This is a genomic window from Streptococcus nakanonensis (assembly GCF_059738785.1).
Genome location: NZ_AP027139.1, coordinates 267,474 through 285,094 on the forward strand (window position 1 = coordinate 267,474; position 17,621 = coordinate 285,094).

At 42.6% G+C, this 17,621-nt stretch carries 15 protein-coding genes and 1 pseudogene; 14 read left to right on the top strand and 2 right to left on the bottom strand.

Features of this window, described 5'->3' with window-relative positions:
• Positions 1–6: 6 nt before the first annotated feature.
• The 13 genes and pseudogenes from AC6I9F_RS01460 to AC6I9F_RS01520 all read left to right on the top strand — a co-directional run.
• Positions 7–4,998 (top strand): annotated as a pseudogene (locus tag AC6I9F_RS01460) (cell wall surface anchor protein); the annotation flags it as partial.
• 304 nt (positions 4,999–5,302) lie between these two features.
• Positions 5,303–6,076: a TatD family hydrolase gene (locus AC6I9F_RS01465; RefSeq protein WP_498022311.1), complete on the top strand. Its 774-nt coding sequence runs from the start codon at positions 5,303–5,305 to the stop codon at positions 6,074–6,076.
• Complete coding sequence (rnmV, locus tag AC6I9F_RS01470) at positions 6,076–6,642, top strand: ribonuclease M5 (protein ID WP_000659990.1); 567 nt, start codon at positions 6,076–6,078, stop codon at positions 6,640–6,642. Before AC6I9F_RS01465 ends, rnmV begins: the two co-directional genes overlap by 1 nt.
• A 65-nt stretch (positions 6,643–6,707) precedes the next feature.
• Positions 6,708–7,580 carry a 16S rRNA (adenine(1518)-N(6)/adenine(1519)-N(6))-dimethyltransferase RsmA gene (rsmA, locus tag AC6I9F_RS01475; RefSeq protein ID WP_218764456.1) on the top strand — a complete coding sequence of 291 codons (873 nt, stop codon included), beginning with the start codon at positions 6,708–6,710 and terminating at the stop codon, positions 7,578–7,580.
• A 1-nt stretch (position 7,581) separates the two neighbouring features.
• Positions 7,582–8,460, top strand: coding sequence for a ribosome small subunit-dependent GTPase A (gene rsgA / locus AC6I9F_RS01480; protein ID WP_218764455.1), 879 nt, complete (start codon positions 7,582–7,584; stop codon positions 8,458–8,460).
• A 10-nt stretch (positions 8,461–8,470) separates the two neighbouring features.
• Positions 8,471–9,127 carry a ribulose-phosphate 3-epimerase gene (gene rpe / locus AC6I9F_RS01485; protein ID WP_218764454.1) on the top strand — a complete coding sequence of 219 codons (657 nt, stop codon included), beginning with the start codon at positions 8,471–8,473 and terminating at the stop codon, positions 9,125–9,127.
• Positions 9,090–9,752, top strand: coding sequence for a thiamine diphosphokinase (locus tag AC6I9F_RS01490; RefSeq protein ID WP_164226876.1), 663 nt, complete (start codon positions 9,090–9,092; stop codon positions 9,750–9,752). Before rpe ends, AC6I9F_RS01490 begins: the two co-directional genes overlap by 38 nt.
• A gap of 1 nt (position 9,753) precedes the next feature.
• Positions 9,754–11,010: a DNA recombination protein RmuC gene (locus tag AC6I9F_RS01495; protein ID WP_498022315.1), complete on the top strand. Its 1,257-nt coding sequence runs from the start codon at positions 9,754–9,756 to the stop codon at positions 11,008–11,010.
• Positions 11,000–11,941 (top strand): 3'-5' exoribonuclease YhaM family protein, encoded by a 942-nt coding sequence (locus AC6I9F_RS01500; RefSeq protein WP_000703198.1) that lies wholly within the window; start codon positions 11,000–11,002, stop codon positions 11,939–11,941. The genes AC6I9F_RS01495 and AC6I9F_RS01500 overlap by 11 nt, the downstream gene beginning before the upstream one ends.
• A 265-nt stretch (positions 11,942–12,206) precedes the next feature.
• On the top strand, positions 12,207–13,034 hold the full coding sequence (gene purR / locus AC6I9F_RS01505; RefSeq protein ID WP_025169708.1) for a pur operon repressor: 828 nt from the start codon (positions 12,207–12,209) through the stop codon (positions 13,032–13,034).
• 66 nt (positions 13,035–13,100) lie between these two features.
• Positions 13,101–14,351, top strand: coding sequence for a diaminopimelate decarboxylase (locus AC6I9F_RS01510; protein ID WP_498022318.1), 1,251 nt, complete (start codon positions 13,101–13,103; stop codon positions 14,349–14,351).
• A gap of 125 nt (positions 14,352–14,476) precedes the next feature.
• A complete protein-coding gene (gene pflA / locus AC6I9F_RS01515; RefSeq protein ID WP_001288289.1) occupies positions 14,477–15,271 on the top strand; it encodes a pyruvate formate-lyase-activating protein in 795 nt (264 codons plus the stop codon).
• Between the two features lie 39 nt (positions 15,272–15,310).
• Entirely contained in the window at positions 15,311–15,598 is a 288-nt protein-coding gene (locus AC6I9F_RS01520; RefSeq protein WP_498022321.1) for a hypothetical protein, read from the top strand.
• Here AC6I9F_RS01520 and yidC read toward each other — a convergent pair.
• Both yidC and AC6I9F_RS01530 read right to left on the bottom strand, forming a co-directional pair.
• Positions 15,543–16,469 (bottom strand): membrane protein insertase YidC, encoded by a 927-nt coding sequence (yidC, locus tag AC6I9F_RS01525; RefSeq protein ID WP_173283475.1) that lies wholly within the window; start codon positions 16,467–16,469, stop codon positions 15,543–15,545. The genes AC6I9F_RS01520 and yidC overlap by 56 nt on opposite strands.
• A gap of 77 nt (positions 16,470–16,546) precedes the next feature.
• Positions 16,547–16,825 carry an acylphosphatase gene (locus tag AC6I9F_RS01530; RefSeq protein WP_001174613.1) on the bottom strand — a complete coding sequence of 93 codons (279 nt, stop codon included), beginning with the start codon at positions 16,823–16,825 and terminating at the stop codon, positions 16,547–16,549.
• 33 nt (positions 16,826–16,858) lie between these two features.
• Here AC6I9F_RS01530 and AC6I9F_RS01535 point away from each other — a divergent pair, with 33 nt between their 5' ends.
• Complete coding sequence (locus AC6I9F_RS01535) at positions 16,859–17,599, top strand: TrmH family RNA methyltransferase (RefSeq protein ID WP_173283474.1); 741 nt, start codon at positions 16,859–16,861, stop codon at positions 17,597–17,599.
• Positions 17,600–17,621 lie beyond the last annotated feature (22 nt).

Genomic DNA, 17,621 nt, shown 5'->3' on the forward strand with positions numbered 1-17,621 from the left:
GGACAAAAAGATAAAGATAAAGCTACTCCAAATGTAAAAGATTCAGTAACTGCAGCAGGAGGAGTTCCAGTAAGTGTAGACCCATCTAATGCTCCTAAAGTAGCGGAAACAGATAAAAAAGCAATTACAGAAGCTGTAGTAGTACCAGAAGGACAACCACAACCAAAAGATAAACAAGTTAAAAATGACGGAGAAATTGTGGAAGGAACAGGAGCGAATACAGGTAAGAAAGTAGTTGTAGTAGAAGTTACATATCCAGATGGATCAAAAGATGAAATCGAAGTACCTGTAAGAAAAGCGACTGATACAGACAAAGCAAAAGCTGATCTAACAAAAGCTGCAGATGCTGAAAAAGCTGAAATCGATGAAGACAATGCATTATCTAAAAAAGAAAAAGAAGCATTGAAGAAACAAGTTGATGAACTGAAAGCAAAACACGAAGAAAACATCGACAATGCAACTTCACCAGAAGCTATAGCGTCAGCAACAGAAAAAGGTAGACAAGAAATTGCTGCTGTTCATACTCCACAAGATATTACAGAAACAGCTAAGAGAAAGTTAACTCCACCAAAAGAAAAGGTTAAAGTTACAGATGTCAATCATTTAACAGATGAAGAGAAAGAAGCTGTTAAAAAAGCGATTGTGGCGACTAACCCTCAACTAGAAGAATCTGAAGTCTATGTGAGTGATAAGGGAGATGTAGCTTCTCCTAAAGGTTACTTGGAAGCAGAAAAAGTTGTTGTTCAAGCATTAAACAAACCAGCGACACCAGTCGTAGTAGCTGATCCAAATCATTTAACAAATGATGAAAAGGAAAAAGTGAAAGAAGCTGTAGCCAACGCAAATCCTGGTCTAAACAAAGACGATATTACAGTCGATGACAAAGGTAATGTAACAACTAAGAATGGCGATAAATTACTTGCAAAAGATGTAGTAACTCCAGCCTTGAAGAAACCAACAACACCAGTTGTAGTTGGAAATCCTAATGCTTTAACAGATAAAGAAAAAGAAGACATTAAGGATGCTGTCGCAGCTGCAAATCCAGGCTTAAACAAAGGTGATGTTACAGTAAATCCTGATGGCAGTGTAACAACTCCAAAAGGAAATCTACCAAAAGAAGATGTTGTAACGACAGTTTTAAATAAACCAAATAAACTTGTTGAAGTAGAAAATCCAAATAGCTTAACAGTTAAAGAAAAAGAAGCCGTTAAGAAAGCTGTTGTAGAGGCAAATCCAGGTTTAACTGAAGATAAAGTCAAAGTTGACGATCAAGGAAATGTCACAACACCACAAGGTAACTTACCAGCAAAAGATGTTGTAACTTCTAGCTTGAAGAAACCAACAACACCAGTTGAAGTTGTTAATCCATCTAAACTGACAGACCCAGAAAAAGCTAAAGTTGTAGAAGAAATTATTAAAAATAACCCTGATTTAGCGGATAAAAAAGATAAAATTAACGTTGATGATCAAGGCAATGTTGAAACACCAAAAGGCAACTTACCAGCAGAAGATGTAGTGACACCAGCCTTGAAGAAACCGACAAAACTTGTCCCTGTTAAAGATGTCAATAACTTATCAGATGCAGAAAAAGACGCTGTTAAGGATGCTGTTGTAGCTGCAAATCCAGGCTTAAACAAGGACGATGTCAAGGTTGATGGTCAAGGCAATGTTGAAACGCCAAGAGGTAATTTACTAGCAGGAGAAGTTGTAACTCCAGCCTTGAAGAAACCTGTCACACCTGTAGAAGTTAAAGATCCTAAAAACTTAACAGAAGCAGAAAAAGACGCTGTTAAGGATGCTATCGTAGCTGCAAATCCAGGCTTAAACAAGGATGATGTTAAGGTTGATGGTCAAGGCAATGTTGAAACACCACAAGGTAATTTACCAGCAAAAGATGTAGTAACACCAGCTTTGAAGAAACCTGTTACACCTGTAGGAGTTAAAGATTCGAATAACTTAACAGACAAAGAAAAAGATGCTGTTAAGGATGCTGTTGTAGCTGCAAATCCAGGATTAAACAAGGACGATGTCAAGGTTGATGGTCAAGGCAATGTTGAAACTCCAAACGGAAATCTACCAAAAGAAGATGTAGTAGTACAAACTGCCAAAGGGCAATCTACAAGTATCTTTAAACCAGAGTTAGACTTACAAACTGCTTTAGTATCCGGAAAAGCAACTGTTGAAAAAGGCAAAGACTTAACAGACGAAGAAATCCTAAAACAATTAGCACTAGCTGATGGACTAACAGCGAAAGTTATTTCTAAACCAACCACAACTGAAACAGGAACTAAAGAAGCAGAAGTAGAAGTAACGCTAGCTGACGGAACTAAAGTAACTGTAAAAGTATCGGTTGAAGTAGTTGATTCCTTAGGCACAGCTGATAAAGATAATGATCTTGCTAAGGCGAAAGAAGATGCTAAAAAACAAGTAGAAGAAGCTGCTAAAGATAAAATCGCTGAAATCAATAAAGCTAAAGATTTAACAGCTGAGCAAAAACAAAAAGCTGAAAAAGAAATCAATAAAGCCAAAGAAGATGCTAACAAAGCTATTGACCAAGCATCATCAGCAGGAACAGCTAAACAAATTGCAGATCAAGCAAAAGAAAATATTGAAAAATATGATCCAAAAGCAGATCCAGAAGTTAAGAAACCAGATGTGACAAATCTTGATGAAGAAAAAGCGAAAGCAAAAGCTGAAATACTAGAAGAAGCTCAAAAACGCATTAACGAAATCAAGAACAATAAAGATTTATCAGACGAAGCGAAACAAAAAGCTATCGAAGAAATCAATAAGGCCAAAGATAAAGCGATTGAAGACATCAACAAAGGTCAATCTAAAGATGAAATCAAGGCGGCGAAAGAAGCTGGTATTCATAAGATAAATGAAGTTCAACCAGAGGGCTCTATTGCATCTAAATTCGAACCTAAAGTTCCTGAAAACAAAGTGGAAGTGGAAAATCCAGCAAAACTTTCAGATGAAGAAAGAGAACAAGTTCGTCAAAACATCGAAGGTGCGAACACATTCCCAGATGGAACAACAGTAGAAGTAAAACCAGATGGAACAGCGGTAATCACATATAAAGATGGTTCAAGCGATACAATTTCTAAAGATAAATTAGTAACGCCAGCTAACAAAGAGACAGGAACAATCGCGTCAAGAACCGAGCCAGTTATCCCAGGAAAAACACAAGTAGGAAATACTACGAAGTTAACACCTGCAGAACAAGCTACGGTTAAAAAAGCGGTTGAGGAAGCGAACAACTTCCCAGCAGGAACTACGGTAGAAGTAAGACCAGATGGAACAGTAGTCATCACCTATCCAGATAAATCTGTAGACACAATAACAGGGGATAAACTTGTTGAAAAAGGAAGCAAACAAGAAACTCCAAAAGTTCAGACAGATGCAGAGAAGAACCCAGCGCAAGTTCCAGGAAACTTTGTACCTGTTGAAAATACTCACAACTTGACACAGACGGAGCAAGATACTGTAGCAGCTAAGGTTAAAGAAGCAAATCCAGCGGCGACAGATGTTAAGGTATCTAAAGATGGAACAGCAACGCTAACATATGGAGATGGTTCAGTAAACACAATTCCAGGAACCAGTCTAGTAGTAGCCAAAGATACTGACAATGAAGCTTCAACACAAGCTGCGCAAAACCCAGCAGTGGTGCCAGTAACTACAGAAGTTGGAAATGCTCATAGCTTAACACCTGAGGAACAAGCTGCAGTAGCTACGAAAGTGAAACAAGCAAATCCAGCGGCGACAGATGTTAAGGTATCTAAAGACGGAACAGCGACATTGACATACTCAGATGGTTCAGTCAATACAATCCCAGGAACCAGTCTAGTAGTTCAAAAAGAGGAAACTCCAACACAAGAGCAACCAACAATCGCAGAGAAGACAAAAGTAATCATCCCAGCTAACCCTACAAAAGTAGCAGAAGCTACAAGATTAACAGATGAAGAAAAAGAAGCTGTTAAAAAAGCTGTAGTAGATGCAAATGGATTCGGAAGCGATGTTAAAGTTGAAGTAGCTGGAGATGGCACAGCGACAATCGTCTTTAAAGATGGTTCAGCTATTACAATTCCAGGAAATCAATTGGTAGCACAAGATCCAAAAGCACAAGATAGCACTAAACCGACTGCTGAAAAATCAACTGTTAAAGCGCCTGCTCAAAGAGTAGATGTAAAAGATATAACGCATTTAACAGATGAAGAAAAAGAAAAAGTTAAGGTTGCTATTTTACAAGCAAATGGTTCAGCATTAGACGGAGCGACAATCAATGTAGCTGGAGATGGTACAGCAACAATCACATTCCCAGATGGTTCAGTAGTGACGATTCTAGGAAAAGATACAGTTCAACAATCTGCGAAAGGTAAATCTGTAACTCAAGAAGCTACACCAGAGTATAAGCCAGAAACTATACCAGGTGGAGATAAGGGAGGCAATACTGGAAGCTCAGATGCTAATGCGAATGCAGGCGGTGGTAGCCAGGCAGGCGGACAGGCTAACACAGGTTCACAAAACCCAGCTCAATCACAAGCTTCTAAGCAATTAGCTACTGAAAAAGAATCAGCTAAAAATGCCATTGAAAAAGCTGCCAAGGACAAGCAGGATGAAATCAAAGGCTCACCGCTTTCTGATAAAGAAAAAGCAGAACTTTTAGCAAGAGTGGAAGCAGAAAAACAAGCAGCTCTCAAAGAGATTGAAAATGCGAAAACTGTGGAAGATGTGAAGGAAGCAGAAACGATTGGAGTGCAAGCCATTGCCATGGTTACAGTTCCTAAGAGACCAGTGGCTCCTAATGCTGCTCCTCAGGCAACAAGTGCACCGCAAGCAACTGCAGGAACAATGCAAGATGTTACCTACCAGTCACCTGCTAGAAAACAATTACCTAACACAGGTTCAGCATCAAGTGCAGCACTTGCTAGTCTTGGTCTAGTGGCGGCAACCAGTGGTTTTGCTTTGCTAGGAAGAAAGGCTAGACGTAGAAAATAGGACAGCTAGAAAATTCTATTCTCTACTTAAAGTTAGATTATAAGGGGGATTTTGAGAAGTCATCAATCCTAGTGATGGGTGAGAAAAGTGAGAACCCAAGATAATCACACACTTTAGCTGAAAAAGGATATTCTATCAATGTAGCCAGTCTCTTCTGTCTCTAACTGTGGAATAGAAGATGGGCAATATCGAGCCAGAAAAGATAGCAGAATAGCTCTCTATGGAAGAGAGGAGGGAAACCGAAAAATTGGGTGCCCCTCCTCTTTTTTGGTATAATAGAAGATAGAAAACGAGGTTAGAAGAGATGATTTTTGATACACATACACACTTGAATGTAGAAGAATTTGCTGGACTTGAGGCAGAAGAAATTGCCTTAGCTGCTGAGATGGGTGTGACACAGATGAATATTGTTGGTTTTGATGAACCGACGATTGAGCGTGCCTTGGAGTTGGTAGATGAGCACGACCAGCTCTATGCGACTATCGGTTGGCACCCGACAGAAGCAGGGACTTACACAGAGGAAATTGAAGACTACTTGCTTGATAAGCTCAAGCATCCTAAGGTGGTTGCCTTGGGTGAGATTGGTTTAGACTACCACTGGATGACAGCGCCAAAAGAGGTGCAGGAACAGGTTTTTCGCCGTCAGATCCAGTTATCTAAGGACTTGGATTTGCCTTTTGTTGTCCATACCCGTGATGCGCTGGAAGATACCTATGAGATTATCAAGAGTGAGGGCGTTGGTCCTCGTGGTGGGATTATGCATTCATTTTCAGGGACGCTTGAGTGGGCAGAGAAGTTTGTCGCGCTTGGTATGACTATCTCCTTCTCAGGAGTGGTGACTTTTAAGAAGGCAACTGACATCCAAGAAGCAGCTAAAGAGTTACCTTTGGACAAGATTTTGGTGGAGACGGATGCTCCCTACTTGGCTCCTGTACCCAAGCGTGGTCGCGAAAATAAAACAGCCTATACTCGCTATGTAGTGGACTTTATCGCAGACTTGCGTGGCATGACGGCAGAAGAGCTAGCGGCGGTAACAACTGCAAATGCAGAACGAATTTTTGGATTGGACAGCAAGTAATGAAAGAAAAAATTTCCCAAGTTATCGTGGTCGAAGGGCGCGATGATACGGCCAATCTCAAACGTTACTTCGATGTAGAGACCTATGAGACACGAGGTTCTGCTATCAATGACCAGGATCTAGAGCGGATTCAGCGCCTGCACCAACGTCATGGAGTCATTGTCTTTACAGACCCAGATTTTAATGGGGAGCGGATTCGTCGTATGATTATGACGGCCATTCCAACAGTTCAGCATGCCTTCCTCAAACGAGATGAAGCTGTTCCTAAGTCCAAAACCAAGGGGCGTTCTCTGGGAATCGAACATGCTGGCTATGAAGATTTGAAAATAGCTCTAACTCAGGTAACAGAACAATTTGAACATGAGAGTCAGTTTGACATCAGTCGTAGCGACTTGATTCGCCTTGGTTTTCTAGCAGGGGCAGACAGCCGTAAGCGCAGAGAATATCTAGGAGAGGCTCTCCGAATCGGCTATTCTAACGGCAAGCAACTACTCAAACGCCTAGAGTTGTTTGGGGTTACCTTGGCAGAAGTGGAAGAAGCTATGAAATCTTATGAGAACAGCTAAGCAGACCCCAAAATACAAGGGGAATGTGTTACAATAGTAGTAACAGATAATAGAAAAGAGAATAGATGAGAATTGCAGATTATAGCGTGACTAAGGCAGTGCTGGAGCGTCACGGTTTTACCTTTAAAAAGTCCTTCGGGCAAAATTTCTTGACGGACACCAATATCCTACAAAAAATTGTGGATACGGCTGAGATTGATGGCCAGGTTAATGTCATCGAAATCGGGCCAGGTATTGGTGCCTTGACGGAGTTTCTGGCTGAGCGTGCAGCTCAAGTCATGGCCTTTGAGATCGACCACCGTTTAGTGCCAATTTTGGCAGATACCCTACGTGATTTTGACAATGTGACAGTGGTTAACGAGGACATTCTCAAGGTTGATTTGGCGCAACATATCCAGAATTTCAAAAATCCTGACCTGCCCATCAAGGTAGTGGCTAATTTGCCTTATTACATCACGACGCCTATTCTCATGCACTTGATCGAGAGCGGCATTCCTTTTAGTGAGTTTGTGGTCATGATGCAGAAAGAAGTAGCGGACCGCATTTCAGCCCAGCCTAACACCAAGGCTTACGGTAGCTTGTCTATCGCCGTGCAGTATTACATGACAGCCAAGGTTGCCTTTATCGTGCCTCGTACGGTCTTTGTGCCAGCGCCAAATGTGGATTCAGCCATCTTGAAAATGGTGCGTCGTCCAGAGCCAGCCGTAGCAGTAGAAGATGAGAACTTTTTCTTTAAGGTTTCCAAGGCTAGTTTTACCCATCGCCGCAAGACCTTGTGGAATAACTTGACAGGTTACTTTGGTAAGACTGAAGAGGTCAAGGACAAGCTGACCAAGGCTTTGGACCAAGCAGGCTTGTCACCAAGTGTACGTGGGGAAGCTCTCAGCTTGGCAGAATTTGCCAGCTTAGCAGATGCACTTAAAGGGCAAGGGCTCTAAGATGCAGGGACAAATCATTAAAGCCTTGGCAGGATTCTACTATGTGGAGAGTGAGGGTCAGGTTTATCAAACACGCGCGCGTGGGAATTTCCGTAAAAAAGGCCATACCCCTTACGTTGGGGACTGGGTAGATTTCTCTGCCGAGGAAAATTCAGAAGGTTATATCCTCAAAATTCATGAACGAAAAAACAGTCTGGTCCGTCCGACTATTGTCAATATTGACCAAGCTGTAGTAATCATGTCTGTCAAGGAACCGGACTTCAACAGCAATTTGTTGGATCGGTTCTTGGTTCTTTTGGAGCACAAGGGCATCCATCCCATCGTCTATATTTCCAAAATGGATTTGTTGGAAGATAGAGGAGAACTGGATTTTTACCAACAGACCTATGGTGACATCGGCTATGACTTTGTGACCAGTAAAGAGGAACTCCTGCCTTTGTTAACAGGCAAGGTTACAGTCTTTATGGGGCAGACAGGTGTTGGAAAATCAACTCTTCTCAATAAAATCGCACCAGACCTCAATCTTGAAACAGGAGAAATTTCAGACAGTCTAGGTCGTGGGCGCCATACCACTCGAGCTGTTAGTTTTTACAACCTCAATGGGGGTAAAATCGCAGACACACCAGGCTTTTCATCACTGGATTATGAAGTGTCAACGGCTGAAGACCTCAATCAGACCTTCCCAGAGATTGCTAGTGTTAGTCGAGACTGCAAGTTCCGTACTTGTACACATACCCATGAGCCGTCCTGTGCTGTCAAGCCAGCAGTAGAAGAAGGAATTATTGCCACCTTCCGTTTTGACAACTACCTGCAATTCCTCAGTGAAATTGAAAATCGCAGAGAAACCTATAAAAAAGTCAGCAAAAAAATTCCAAAATAAGGAGAAACCTATGTCTCAATACAAGATTGCTCCGTCAATTCTGGCAGCAGATTATGCCAACTTTGAACGTGAAATCAAACGCCTAGAAGCAACTGGGGCAGAGTATGCCCATATCGATATCATGGATGGTCATTTTGTACCGCAAATCAGTTTTGGTGCAGGTGTGGTTGAAGCTCTTCGTCCTCATAGTAAGATGGTCTTCGACTGCCACTTGATGGTGTCAAACCCTGAGCATCATTTAGAAGACTTTGCGCGTGCAGGTGCGGATATCATCAGCATCCATGTGGAAGCAACGCCCCATATTCATGGTGCCCTCCAAAAAATTCGTTCACTCGGAGTTAAGCCTTCAGTCGTTATCAATCCTGGCACACCAGTTGAAGCGATTAAGCATGTGCTTCATCTAGTTGACCAAGTCCTAGTTATGACAGTTAACCCTGGCTTCGGTGGTCAAGCCTTTCTACCAGAGACCATGGATAAGGTCCGTGAGTTGGTTGCCCTTCGTAAGGAAAAAGGTTTGAAATTTGAGATTGAAGTGGATGGCGGGATTGATGATCAAACTATTGCCCAAGCCAAAGAAGCTGGTGCGACCGTTTTTGTAGCAGGTTCCTATGTCTTTAAGGGAGATGTCAATGAGCGAGTACAAACTCTCAGAAAACAACTGGACTAGGGTTGCCGTTTTTGCAGGCGGAGACCGCGGACATTATCGGACGGATTTTGATGCTTTTGTCGGTGTGGATCGAGGAGCGCTCTGGGTCTTGGAGGAAGACTTGCCTCTCGCTCTAGCGGTTGGAGATTTTGATTCTGTGACGGAAGAAGAGCGACAGGTGATTCAAAAACGTGCCCAGTATTTTGTCCAAGCCCGACCAGAAAAGGATGATACAGATTTGGAATTGGCTCTCTTAACCATCTTTGAGCAAAATCCTCAGGCTCAGGTTACTATTTTCGGTGCCTTGGGTGGTCGTATTGATCATATGCTGGCTAATGTCTTTCTGCCTAGCAATCCTAAGTTGGCACCCTATATGCATCAAATAGAAATTGAGGATGGGCAAAATTTGATTGCCTATTGTCCAGAAGGGACCAGTCAGCTAGAACCTCGTTCAGACTATGACTATCTAGCCTTTATGCCAGTTCGGGATAGCCAGCTGACCATTCTCGGAGCCAAGTATGAGTTGACAGAGGAAAATTTTTTCTTTAAAAAAGTGTACGCTTCTAACGAATATATAGATAGGGAAGTGTCGGTGACTTGCCCAGATGGCTATGTGGTTGTAATGCATAGCAAGGACAGGAGGTAGGATGGAAAGTTTACTTGTTCTATTATTGCTTGCCAACCTAGCTGGCCTCTTTCTGATTTGGCAAAGGCAGGATAAGCAGGAAAAACATCTCAGCAAGAGCTTGGAGGATCAGGCAGATCACTTGTCAGACCAGTTGGATTACCGTTTTGAACAAGCCAGACAAGCCAGTCAGTTAGATCAAAAAGATTTGGAAGTGGCTGTCAGTGACCGTTTGCAAGAAGTTCGAATGGAATTGCACCAAGGTCTGACTCAGGTCCGTCAAGAAATGACAGATAATCTCCTCCAAACCAGGGATAAGACCGACCAACGTCTTCAAGCCTTGCAGGAATCAAATGAGCAACGTTTGGAACAAATGCGCCAGACAGTCGAGGAAAAGTTGGAAAAGACCTTGCAGACGCGCTTGCAGGCTTCCTTTGAAACAGTTTCCAAACAACTGGAGTCTGTCAATCGTGGCCTTGGAGAAATGCAGATAGTTGCCCGTGATGTCGGAGCCCTCAACAAGGTTCTCTCTGGAACCAAAACGCGAGGGATTATGGGAGAATTGCAATTGGGGCAAATCATCGAGGACATCATGACCCCTGCCCAGTATGAACGAGAATACGCAACGGTTGAAAACTCTAGTGAACGAGTGGAGTACGCTATCAAGTTGCCTGGACAGGGTGACCAGGAATATGTCTACCTACCAATTGACTCCAAGTTTCCACTGGCTGATTATTATCGCCTAGAAGAAGCCTATGAGGCAGGGGACAAGGATGAGATTGAACGCTGTCGCAAGTCACTCCTAGCAAGTGTCAAGCGCTTTGCCAAGGATATTAAGAGCAAGTACATAGCACCGCCTCGGACGACCAATTTTGGAATCTTGTTTGTTCCGACAGAAGGTCTCTACTCAGAAATCGTCCGCAATCCGGTCTTCTTTGATGATTTGAGACGGGAGGAGCAGATTATTGTCGCAGGTCCAAGTACCCTATCAGCCCTTCTTAACTCCCTATCAGTTGGTTTCAAGACTCTCAATATCCAAAAGAGTGCCGACCATATCAGCAAGACTCTTGCCAGCGTCAAGACCGAGTTTGGCAAGTTTGGTGGCATTCTGGTCAAGGCACAAAAGCATCTCCAACATGCCTCGGGCAATATTGATGAATTATTAAACCGTCGTACCACAGCTATCGAGCGGACGCTCCGTCACATTGAGTTGTCAGAAGGTGAGCCTGCGCTTGATCTACTCCATTTCCAAGAAGATGAGGAAGAATATGAAGATTAGTCACATGAAAAAAGATGAGCTGTTTGAAGGCTTTTACCTAATCAAGTCAGCTGACCTGAGGCAAACTCGAGCTGGGAAAAACTACCTAGCCTTTACCTTCCAAGATGATAGTGGCGAGATTGAAGGGAAACTCTGGGATGCCCAACCTCATAACGTTGAGGCCTTTACCGCAGGTAAGGTTGTCCACATGAAAGGGCGCCGAGAAGTTTATAACAACACTCCACAAGTCAATCAAATTACCCTTCGCTTGCCTCAACCTGGCGAACCAAATGACCCAGCTGATTTCAAGGTCAAGTCGCCAGTTGATGTCAAGGAAATTCGTGACTACATGTCGCAAATGATTTTCAAAATTGAAAATCCTGTCTGGCAACGAATTGTCCGAAAGCTCTACACCAAGTATGATAAGGAATTCTACTCCTATCCAGCTGCCAAGACTAATCACCATGCCTTTGAAACGGGTTTGGCTTATCATACGGCGACCATGGTGCGTTTGGCAGATGCTATTAGCGAAGTCTATCCTCAGCTCAATAAGAGCCTGCTCTATGCTGGGATTATGTTACATGACTTAGCTAAAGTCATTGAGTTGACGGGGCCAGACCAGACCGAGTACACGGTCAGAGGCAATCTCCTTGGGCATATCGCTCTCATTGATAGTGAAATTACCAAGACAGTGATGGAACTCGGTATCGATGATACCAAGGAAGAAGTCGTTCTGCTTCGTCACGTAATCCTTAGTCATCATGGCTTACTTGAGTATGGAAGTCCAGTCCGTCCACGCATTATGGAAGCAGAGATTATCCATATGATTGACAATCTGGATGCTAGTATGATGATGATGTCAACAGCTCTGGCTTTGGTGGATAAAGGAGAGATGACCAATAAAATCTTCGCTATGGATAATCGTTCCTTCTATAAACCAGATTTAGATTAATAATTTAAGAAAAATGAGCATTTTTTAGGATAAGAATGTTCGTTTTTTTATGTGAATATGGTATAATAAGTAAAAGACAAAAATGAATACTCTTCGAAAATCTCTTCAAACTAGGCTAGCATCGCCTTGTCGTATGTATATATGTAGTTATATTACAGACCTTGTCAGTTCTATCGACAATCTCAAAACAGTGTTTTGAACCACCAGCGACCAGCTTTCTAGTTTGCTTTTGATTTTTTGAATAAAAATGGAATAGGAAATAGAAATGAAATTAAGAAGAAGTGATCGGATGGTTGTCATTTCCAACTATTTGATTAATCATCCTTATAAACTAACTAGTCTCAATACTTTTGCTGAAAAGTATGAATCTGCTAAATCATCCATCTCAGAAGATATCGTCATTATCAAACGCGCCTTTGAGGAAATCGAAATTGGTCACATCCAGACTGTAACTGGGGCTGGCGGAGGTGTTATCTTTACACCGTCTATTTCGAGTCAGGATGCTAAGGAAATGGTTGAAGACTTGCGTGCCAAGTTGTCAGAAAGTGACCGTATCTTGCCAGGTGGCTATATCTACCTGTCTGATTTGCTTAGCACACCAGCTATCTTGAAAAATATTGGTCGCATTATTGCCAAGAGCTTTATGGACCAAAAGATTGACGCGGTTATGACAGTAGCGACCAAGGGTGTTCCGCTTGCAAATGCAGTTGCCAATGTCCTCAATGTTCCTTTTGTCATTGTGCGCCGTGACTTGAAAATTACCGAAGGTTCAACGGTTAGCGTCAACTATGTATCCGGTTCAAGTGGTGACCGCATCGAGAAAATGTTCCTTTCAAAACGCAGTCTAAAGGCAGGCAGCCGTGTCTTGATTGTGGATGACTTCTTGAAAGGTGGCGGAACTGTCAACGGGATGATCAGCCTCTTGCGCGAGTTCGACTCAGAACTGGCAGGTGTTGCAGTCTTTGCGGATAATGCCCAAGAAGAACGTGAAAAGCAGTTTGACTACAAGTCACTCTTGAAGGTAACCAATATTGATGTCAAGAACCAAGCCATTGATGTTGAGGTTGGCAATATCTTTGACGAAGATAAATAAGAGATAGAACTAAAGGTTGGAACGATTGTCCCAGCCTTTCTTTGCAAATAGAATAGAAGGAAGTATATGAAAACACCATTTATCAATAGAGAACAGTTAGAAGCGATTGTTTCCGAGTTCCCAACTCCCTTTCACTTGTATGATGAGAAGGGAATTCGTGAGAAGGCAAGAGCCGTCAACCAAGCCTTTTCGTGGAACAAGGGCTTTAAGGAATATTTTGCAGTTAAGGCTACTCCAACCCCAGCTATTTTAAAAATTCTTCAAGAGGAAGGTTGTGGAGTGGACTGCTCTAGTTATGTGGAGCTTTTGATGAGCCATAAACTGGATTTTCCAGGTTCTGAGATCATGTTCTCTTCAAACAATACGCCAGATAAGGAATATGCCTATGCGCGTGAATTGGGTGCGACCATTAACTTGGATGCATTTGAAGATATTGAACATCTGGAGCGTGCAGCAGGTATTCCAGAAATCATCTCTTGTCGTTACAATCCCGGAGGCGTTTTTGAACTGGGAACAGACATCATGGACAATCCTGGAGAAGCCAAGTTTGGCATGACCAAGGACCAGCTCTTTGAAGCTTTTGCCATCTTGGAGGAAAAAGGAGCTAAGACTTTTGGGATTCACTCCTTTCTAGCATCTAATACTGTGACTCATCTCTATTATCCAGAGTTGGCGCGTCAGCTCTTTGAATTGGCTGTTGAAATCAAGGAAAAGTTGGGCATTTCGCTAGACTTTATCAATCTTTCTGGCGGTATTGGTGTCAATTATCGTCCTGATCAGGAGCCAAATGATATTGCCTTGATTGGTGAGGGGGTTCGTAAGGTTTATGAAGAAGTTCTTACGCCAGCAGGTCTTGGTCAGGTCAAGATTTTCACCGAATTGGGTCGTTTTATGTTGGCACCTCACGGTGCTTTGGTCACAAGAGTCACTCATAAGAAGAAAACTTACCGTACCTATCTAGGTGTGGATGCATCAGCAGTCAACCTCATGCGTCCAGCTATGTACGGAGCCTACCACCATATTACTAACGTGACCCATCCAGATGGACCAGCTGAAGTGGTAGATGTGGTCGGCTCACTCTGTGAAAACAATGATAAATTTGCAGTGAATCGCGAACTGCCTCATACAGAAATCGGTGATTTGCTGGTAATTCATGATACAGGTGCCCACGGTTTTTCAATGGGCTACCAGTACAATGCCAAACTTCGTTCTGCGGAAATCCTCTATACCGAAGAAGGAAAAGCCCGTCAAATCCGCCGTGCAGAGCGCCCTGAGGACTATTTTGCAACCTTGTATGGCTTTGATTTTGAAGAATAAAATGATAAGTAATTGAAAATGAAATTGAAAAACAGATTGCTTTCTAAAAAATAGGCAAAAACCTTGTTTTTCCTTCAAGTCGTGATATAATAAAACTATAAAACGTTTTCAAGGAAGGTAACGATATGTCTGAAGAAACAATTGATTATGGACAAGTGACAGGAATGGTGCATTCGACAGAAAGCTTTGGGTCAGTAGATGGGCCTGGTATTCGCTTTATTGTCTTTTTGCAGGGCTGTCACATGCGTTGCCAGTATTGCCACAACCCTGACACTTGGGCTATGGAGTCCAATAAGTCACGTGAACGGACGGTAGATGATGTCTTGACAGAAGCCTTGCGCTACCGCGGTTTCTGGGGAAATAAGGGTGGGATTACAGTCAGTGGAGGAGAAGCCCTCTTGCAGATTGATTTCCTGATTGCCCTCTTTACCAAGGCCAAGGAACAAGGAATCCACTGTACCTTGGACACCTGTGCCCTTCCTTTCCGTAATAAACCACGTTACCTTGAGAAGTTTGATAAACTCATGGCTGTCACTGACTTGGTCCTCTTGGATATCAAGGAAATCAACGAAGAACAGCACAAGATTGTAACTAGCCAAACCAATAAAAACATCCTGGCTTGTGCCCAGTATCTATCAGATATTGGAAAACCTGTCTGGATTCGCCATGTGCTAGTTCCAGGATTGACAGACAGAGATGATGACTTGATTGAACTTGGTAAGTTCGTCAAGACCCTCAAAAATGTGGATAAGTTTGAAATTCTACCATATCATACCATGGGTGAGTTTAAATGGCGTGAATTGGGAATTCCATATTCCCTCGAAGGAGTCAAACCACCAACAGCAGACCGCGTCAAGAATGCTAAACAACTCATGGATACCGAAAGTTATCAAGATTATATGAAACGTGTACATGGATAAAAAAGAAGCCTGATGGAAACATCGGGCTTTTGATACTCAATGAAAATCAAAGAGCAAACTAGGAAGCTAGCCGTAGGCTGCTCAAAACATGGTTTTGAGGTTGTGGATAGAACTGACGAAGTTAGCTCAAAGCACTGTTTTGAGGTTGTGAATAGAACTGACGAAGTCAGTAACCATACATACGGCAAGGCGAAGCTGACGTGGTTTGAAGAGATTTTTGAAGAGTATGACTTGCAAAAAGACTTAGCAAATCAGCTAAGCCTTTTTCTTCTTATCTCGAACGTTGTTTTCCAGCGTTGCGATTTTTGTGTTTTTTCTTGCTTGTGATAGCAGTTGGTTGTTCAGGGGTAACGTCTTTTCGTCCACTTGGTGTAGAGAAAGCATTTGCTTTTGGTGGGTTCTTTGCCAGTTCTTCACGGACTTTTTTGCGAAGTTTTGGACGAACGATATAGTTGACGATAAACTGTTGGAGAATCATCATGAAACCACCGACAACCCAATAAAGTGTGACACTAGCTGGTGAGATGAGGGAGAAGCCGGCAATCATGACTGGGCTCACGTAAGCCATTTTCTTGATTTGATCTCTTTGCGTTTGATCCTCTACTCCGTGAAGTGAAAGGAGTGATTGAAGATAGTAAAGGACACCAGCGCAGGCAGCCAAAATCATACTTGGAGAGCCTAGAGGGATGCCTAGGTAGCTTGCTTGAGCAACACCTTCAGTATGTTGGGCAGTAAAGTAGATAGCGGAGAAGAAAGGCATTTGAAGGAGGAGAGGGAAACATCCTACACCACCAAACATACTGATGCCATGCTCTTTTTGAGCAGCAAAGAGAGCTTGTTGGGCTTCGAGTTTTTCTTCTTGAGTAGTTGCTTCCTTGAGACGCGTTTGGTGTGGCTCAAGGACGTGCTTGAGGGCGTTCATCTTTTCAGAGTGAAGCGTTGCCTTCCATGATTGGTAGATACCAAGTGGCAAGATAATCAAGCGCACGATAATGGTTACGATAATGATAGCGACACCAAAGCCTAGACCTTTATCATTGGCGAAGTACTTGATAGCTTCAGCCATAGGCGCTCCGAAAGTATTCCAAATGACTCCTGTTGGCTGGCCTGTGGTTTTATCGACATTGACACAGCCAGTTAAGACTAGCAACATAGCCACTCCCATAGCCGAGAGTGCAAAACGTTTAATAGATTTCACTGTTTTTATTCCTTCTTTAAAAATTATACCTTTCTATTCTACTGTTTTTTTACAAAATATACAATAGTTCTGGAGACCTAATTTGCGATTTTAAAGTCAGAGTAGGGAGGAAAGTTGCTCAGTTTGACATCTAAGTAGCTGACTTTTGAAAAAGGTGTTGGTCCTTTGCGGATTTCTTGGATAAATTTTGCCATGATAGCAGATGAGTCTGCTTGGGCTAAGATTTCCACTGTGCCATCGTCGTTATTCCATACCCGACCTGTGATACCACCAATTTCAAGTGCCAAGCTGTAAACACCCCAACGAAAGCCGACTCCCTGCACCCTACCTTGGGCAATCATTCTAACCTTTTGCATACCAAACCCCTTTGATTGTGTTATAATATTTCTATGACTATTATAACCTCAAAAGCCAATTCTGTGGTAAAAAATGCCAAGAAATTACACCAAAAAAAATACCGCAAGTCTGCTTATTTGATTGAAGGCTGGCACTTGTTTGAAGAAGCTGTCCAAGCTGGAGTGACGATTGAGAAAATCTTTGCCCTAGAAAGTTACCGAAATCAGTTAGCTACTTTTCCGCAAACTGTCTGGGTTTCAGAGGATATTTTGCTAGATTTGGCGGATTCTCAGACTCCACAGGGCATTGTTGCGGTGGTTCAAAAAGAAGAAGTAGGACAAGTTGATTTTAGTCAGGGCAAGTTCTTGTTTTTGGAAGATGTGCAAGATCCTGGTAATGTGGGAACTATCATTCGGACTGCGGATGCAGCAGGTTTTACTGGAGTGATTGTTTCAGATAAGTCAGCAGACATCTACAGTCTCAAGACCTTACGTTCTATGCAAGGCAGTCATTTTCATTTGCCTATTTACCGGATGTCTAGTCAAAGGCTTCTCGAGGAAGCAAAAGAGGCAGCTATCCCAGTGCTAGCCACAACCCTATCTAAAGATTCTGTTGATTACAGAGAACTGCCTTCTATAGAAAATTTTGTACTAGTTATGGGAAATGAAGGTCAAGGAATTAGTCCCCTTATGGCTGAAAGTGCAGACCAGTTGGTCCACATTAGTATGAAGGGGCAGGCAGAGAGTTTGAATGTTGCCGTTGCGGCCGGTATTTTAATCTTCCATTTAAGCTAATTTTAACTTTTTTTGTTATAAT

What these genes read in the sequence shown, in the direction of transcription:
- AC6I9F_RS01465 (WP_498022311.1), top strand. Translation starts at nt 5,303, where the DNA reads ATGATTTTTGATACACATACACACTTGAATGTAGAAGAATTTGCTGGA.
- rnmV (WP_000659990.1), top strand. Translation starts at nt 6,076, where the DNA reads ATGAAAGAAAAAATTTCCCAAGTTATCGTGGTCGAAGGGCGCGATGAT.
- rsmA (WP_218764456.1), top strand. Translation starts at nt 6,708, where the DNA reads ATGAGAATTGCAGATTATAGCGTGACTAAGGCAGTGCTGGAGCGTCAC.
- rsgA (WP_218764455.1), top strand. Translation starts at nt 7,582, where the DNA reads ATGCAGGGACAAATCATTAAAGCCTTGGCAGGATTCTACTATGTGGAG.
- rpe (WP_218764454.1), top strand. Translation starts at nt 8,471, where the DNA reads ATGTCTCAATACAAGATTGCTCCGTCAATTCTGGCAGCAGATTATGCC.
- AC6I9F_RS01490 (WP_164226876.1), top strand. Translation starts at nt 9,090, where the DNA reads ATGAGCGAGTACAAACTCTCAGAAAACAACTGGACTAGGGTTGCCGTT.
- AC6I9F_RS01495 (WP_498022315.1), top strand. Translation starts at nt 9,754, where the DNA reads ATGGAAAGTTTACTTGTTCTATTATTGCTTGCCAACCTAGCTGGCCTC.
- AC6I9F_RS01500 (WP_000703198.1), top strand. Translation starts at nt 11,000, where the DNA reads ATGAAGATTAGTCACATGAAAAAAGATGAGCTGTTTGAAGGCTTTTAC.
- purR (WP_025169708.1), top strand. Translation starts at nt 12,207, where the DNA reads ATGAAATTAAGAAGAAGTGATCGGATGGTTGTCATTTCCAACTATTTG.
- AC6I9F_RS01510 (WP_498022318.1), top strand. Translation starts at nt 13,101, where the DNA reads ATGAAAACACCATTTATCAATAGAGAACAGTTAGAAGCGATTGTTTCC.
- pflA (WP_001288289.1), top strand. Translation starts at nt 14,477, where the DNA reads ATGTCTGAAGAAACAATTGATTATGGACAAGTGACAGGAATGGTGCAT.
- AC6I9F_RS01520 (WP_498022321.1), top strand. Translation starts at nt 15,311, where the DNA reads ATGAAAATCAAAGAGCAAACTAGGAAGCTAGCCGTAGGCTGCTCAAAA.
- AC6I9F_RS01530 (WP_001174613.1), bottom strand. Translation starts at nt 16,825, where the DNA reads ATGCAAAAGGTTAGAATGATTGCCCAAGGTAGGGTGCAGGGAGTCGGC.
- AC6I9F_RS01535 (WP_173283474.1), top strand. Translation starts at nt 16,859, where the DNA reads ATGACTATTATAACCTCAAAAGCCAATTCTGTGGTAAAAAATGCCAAG.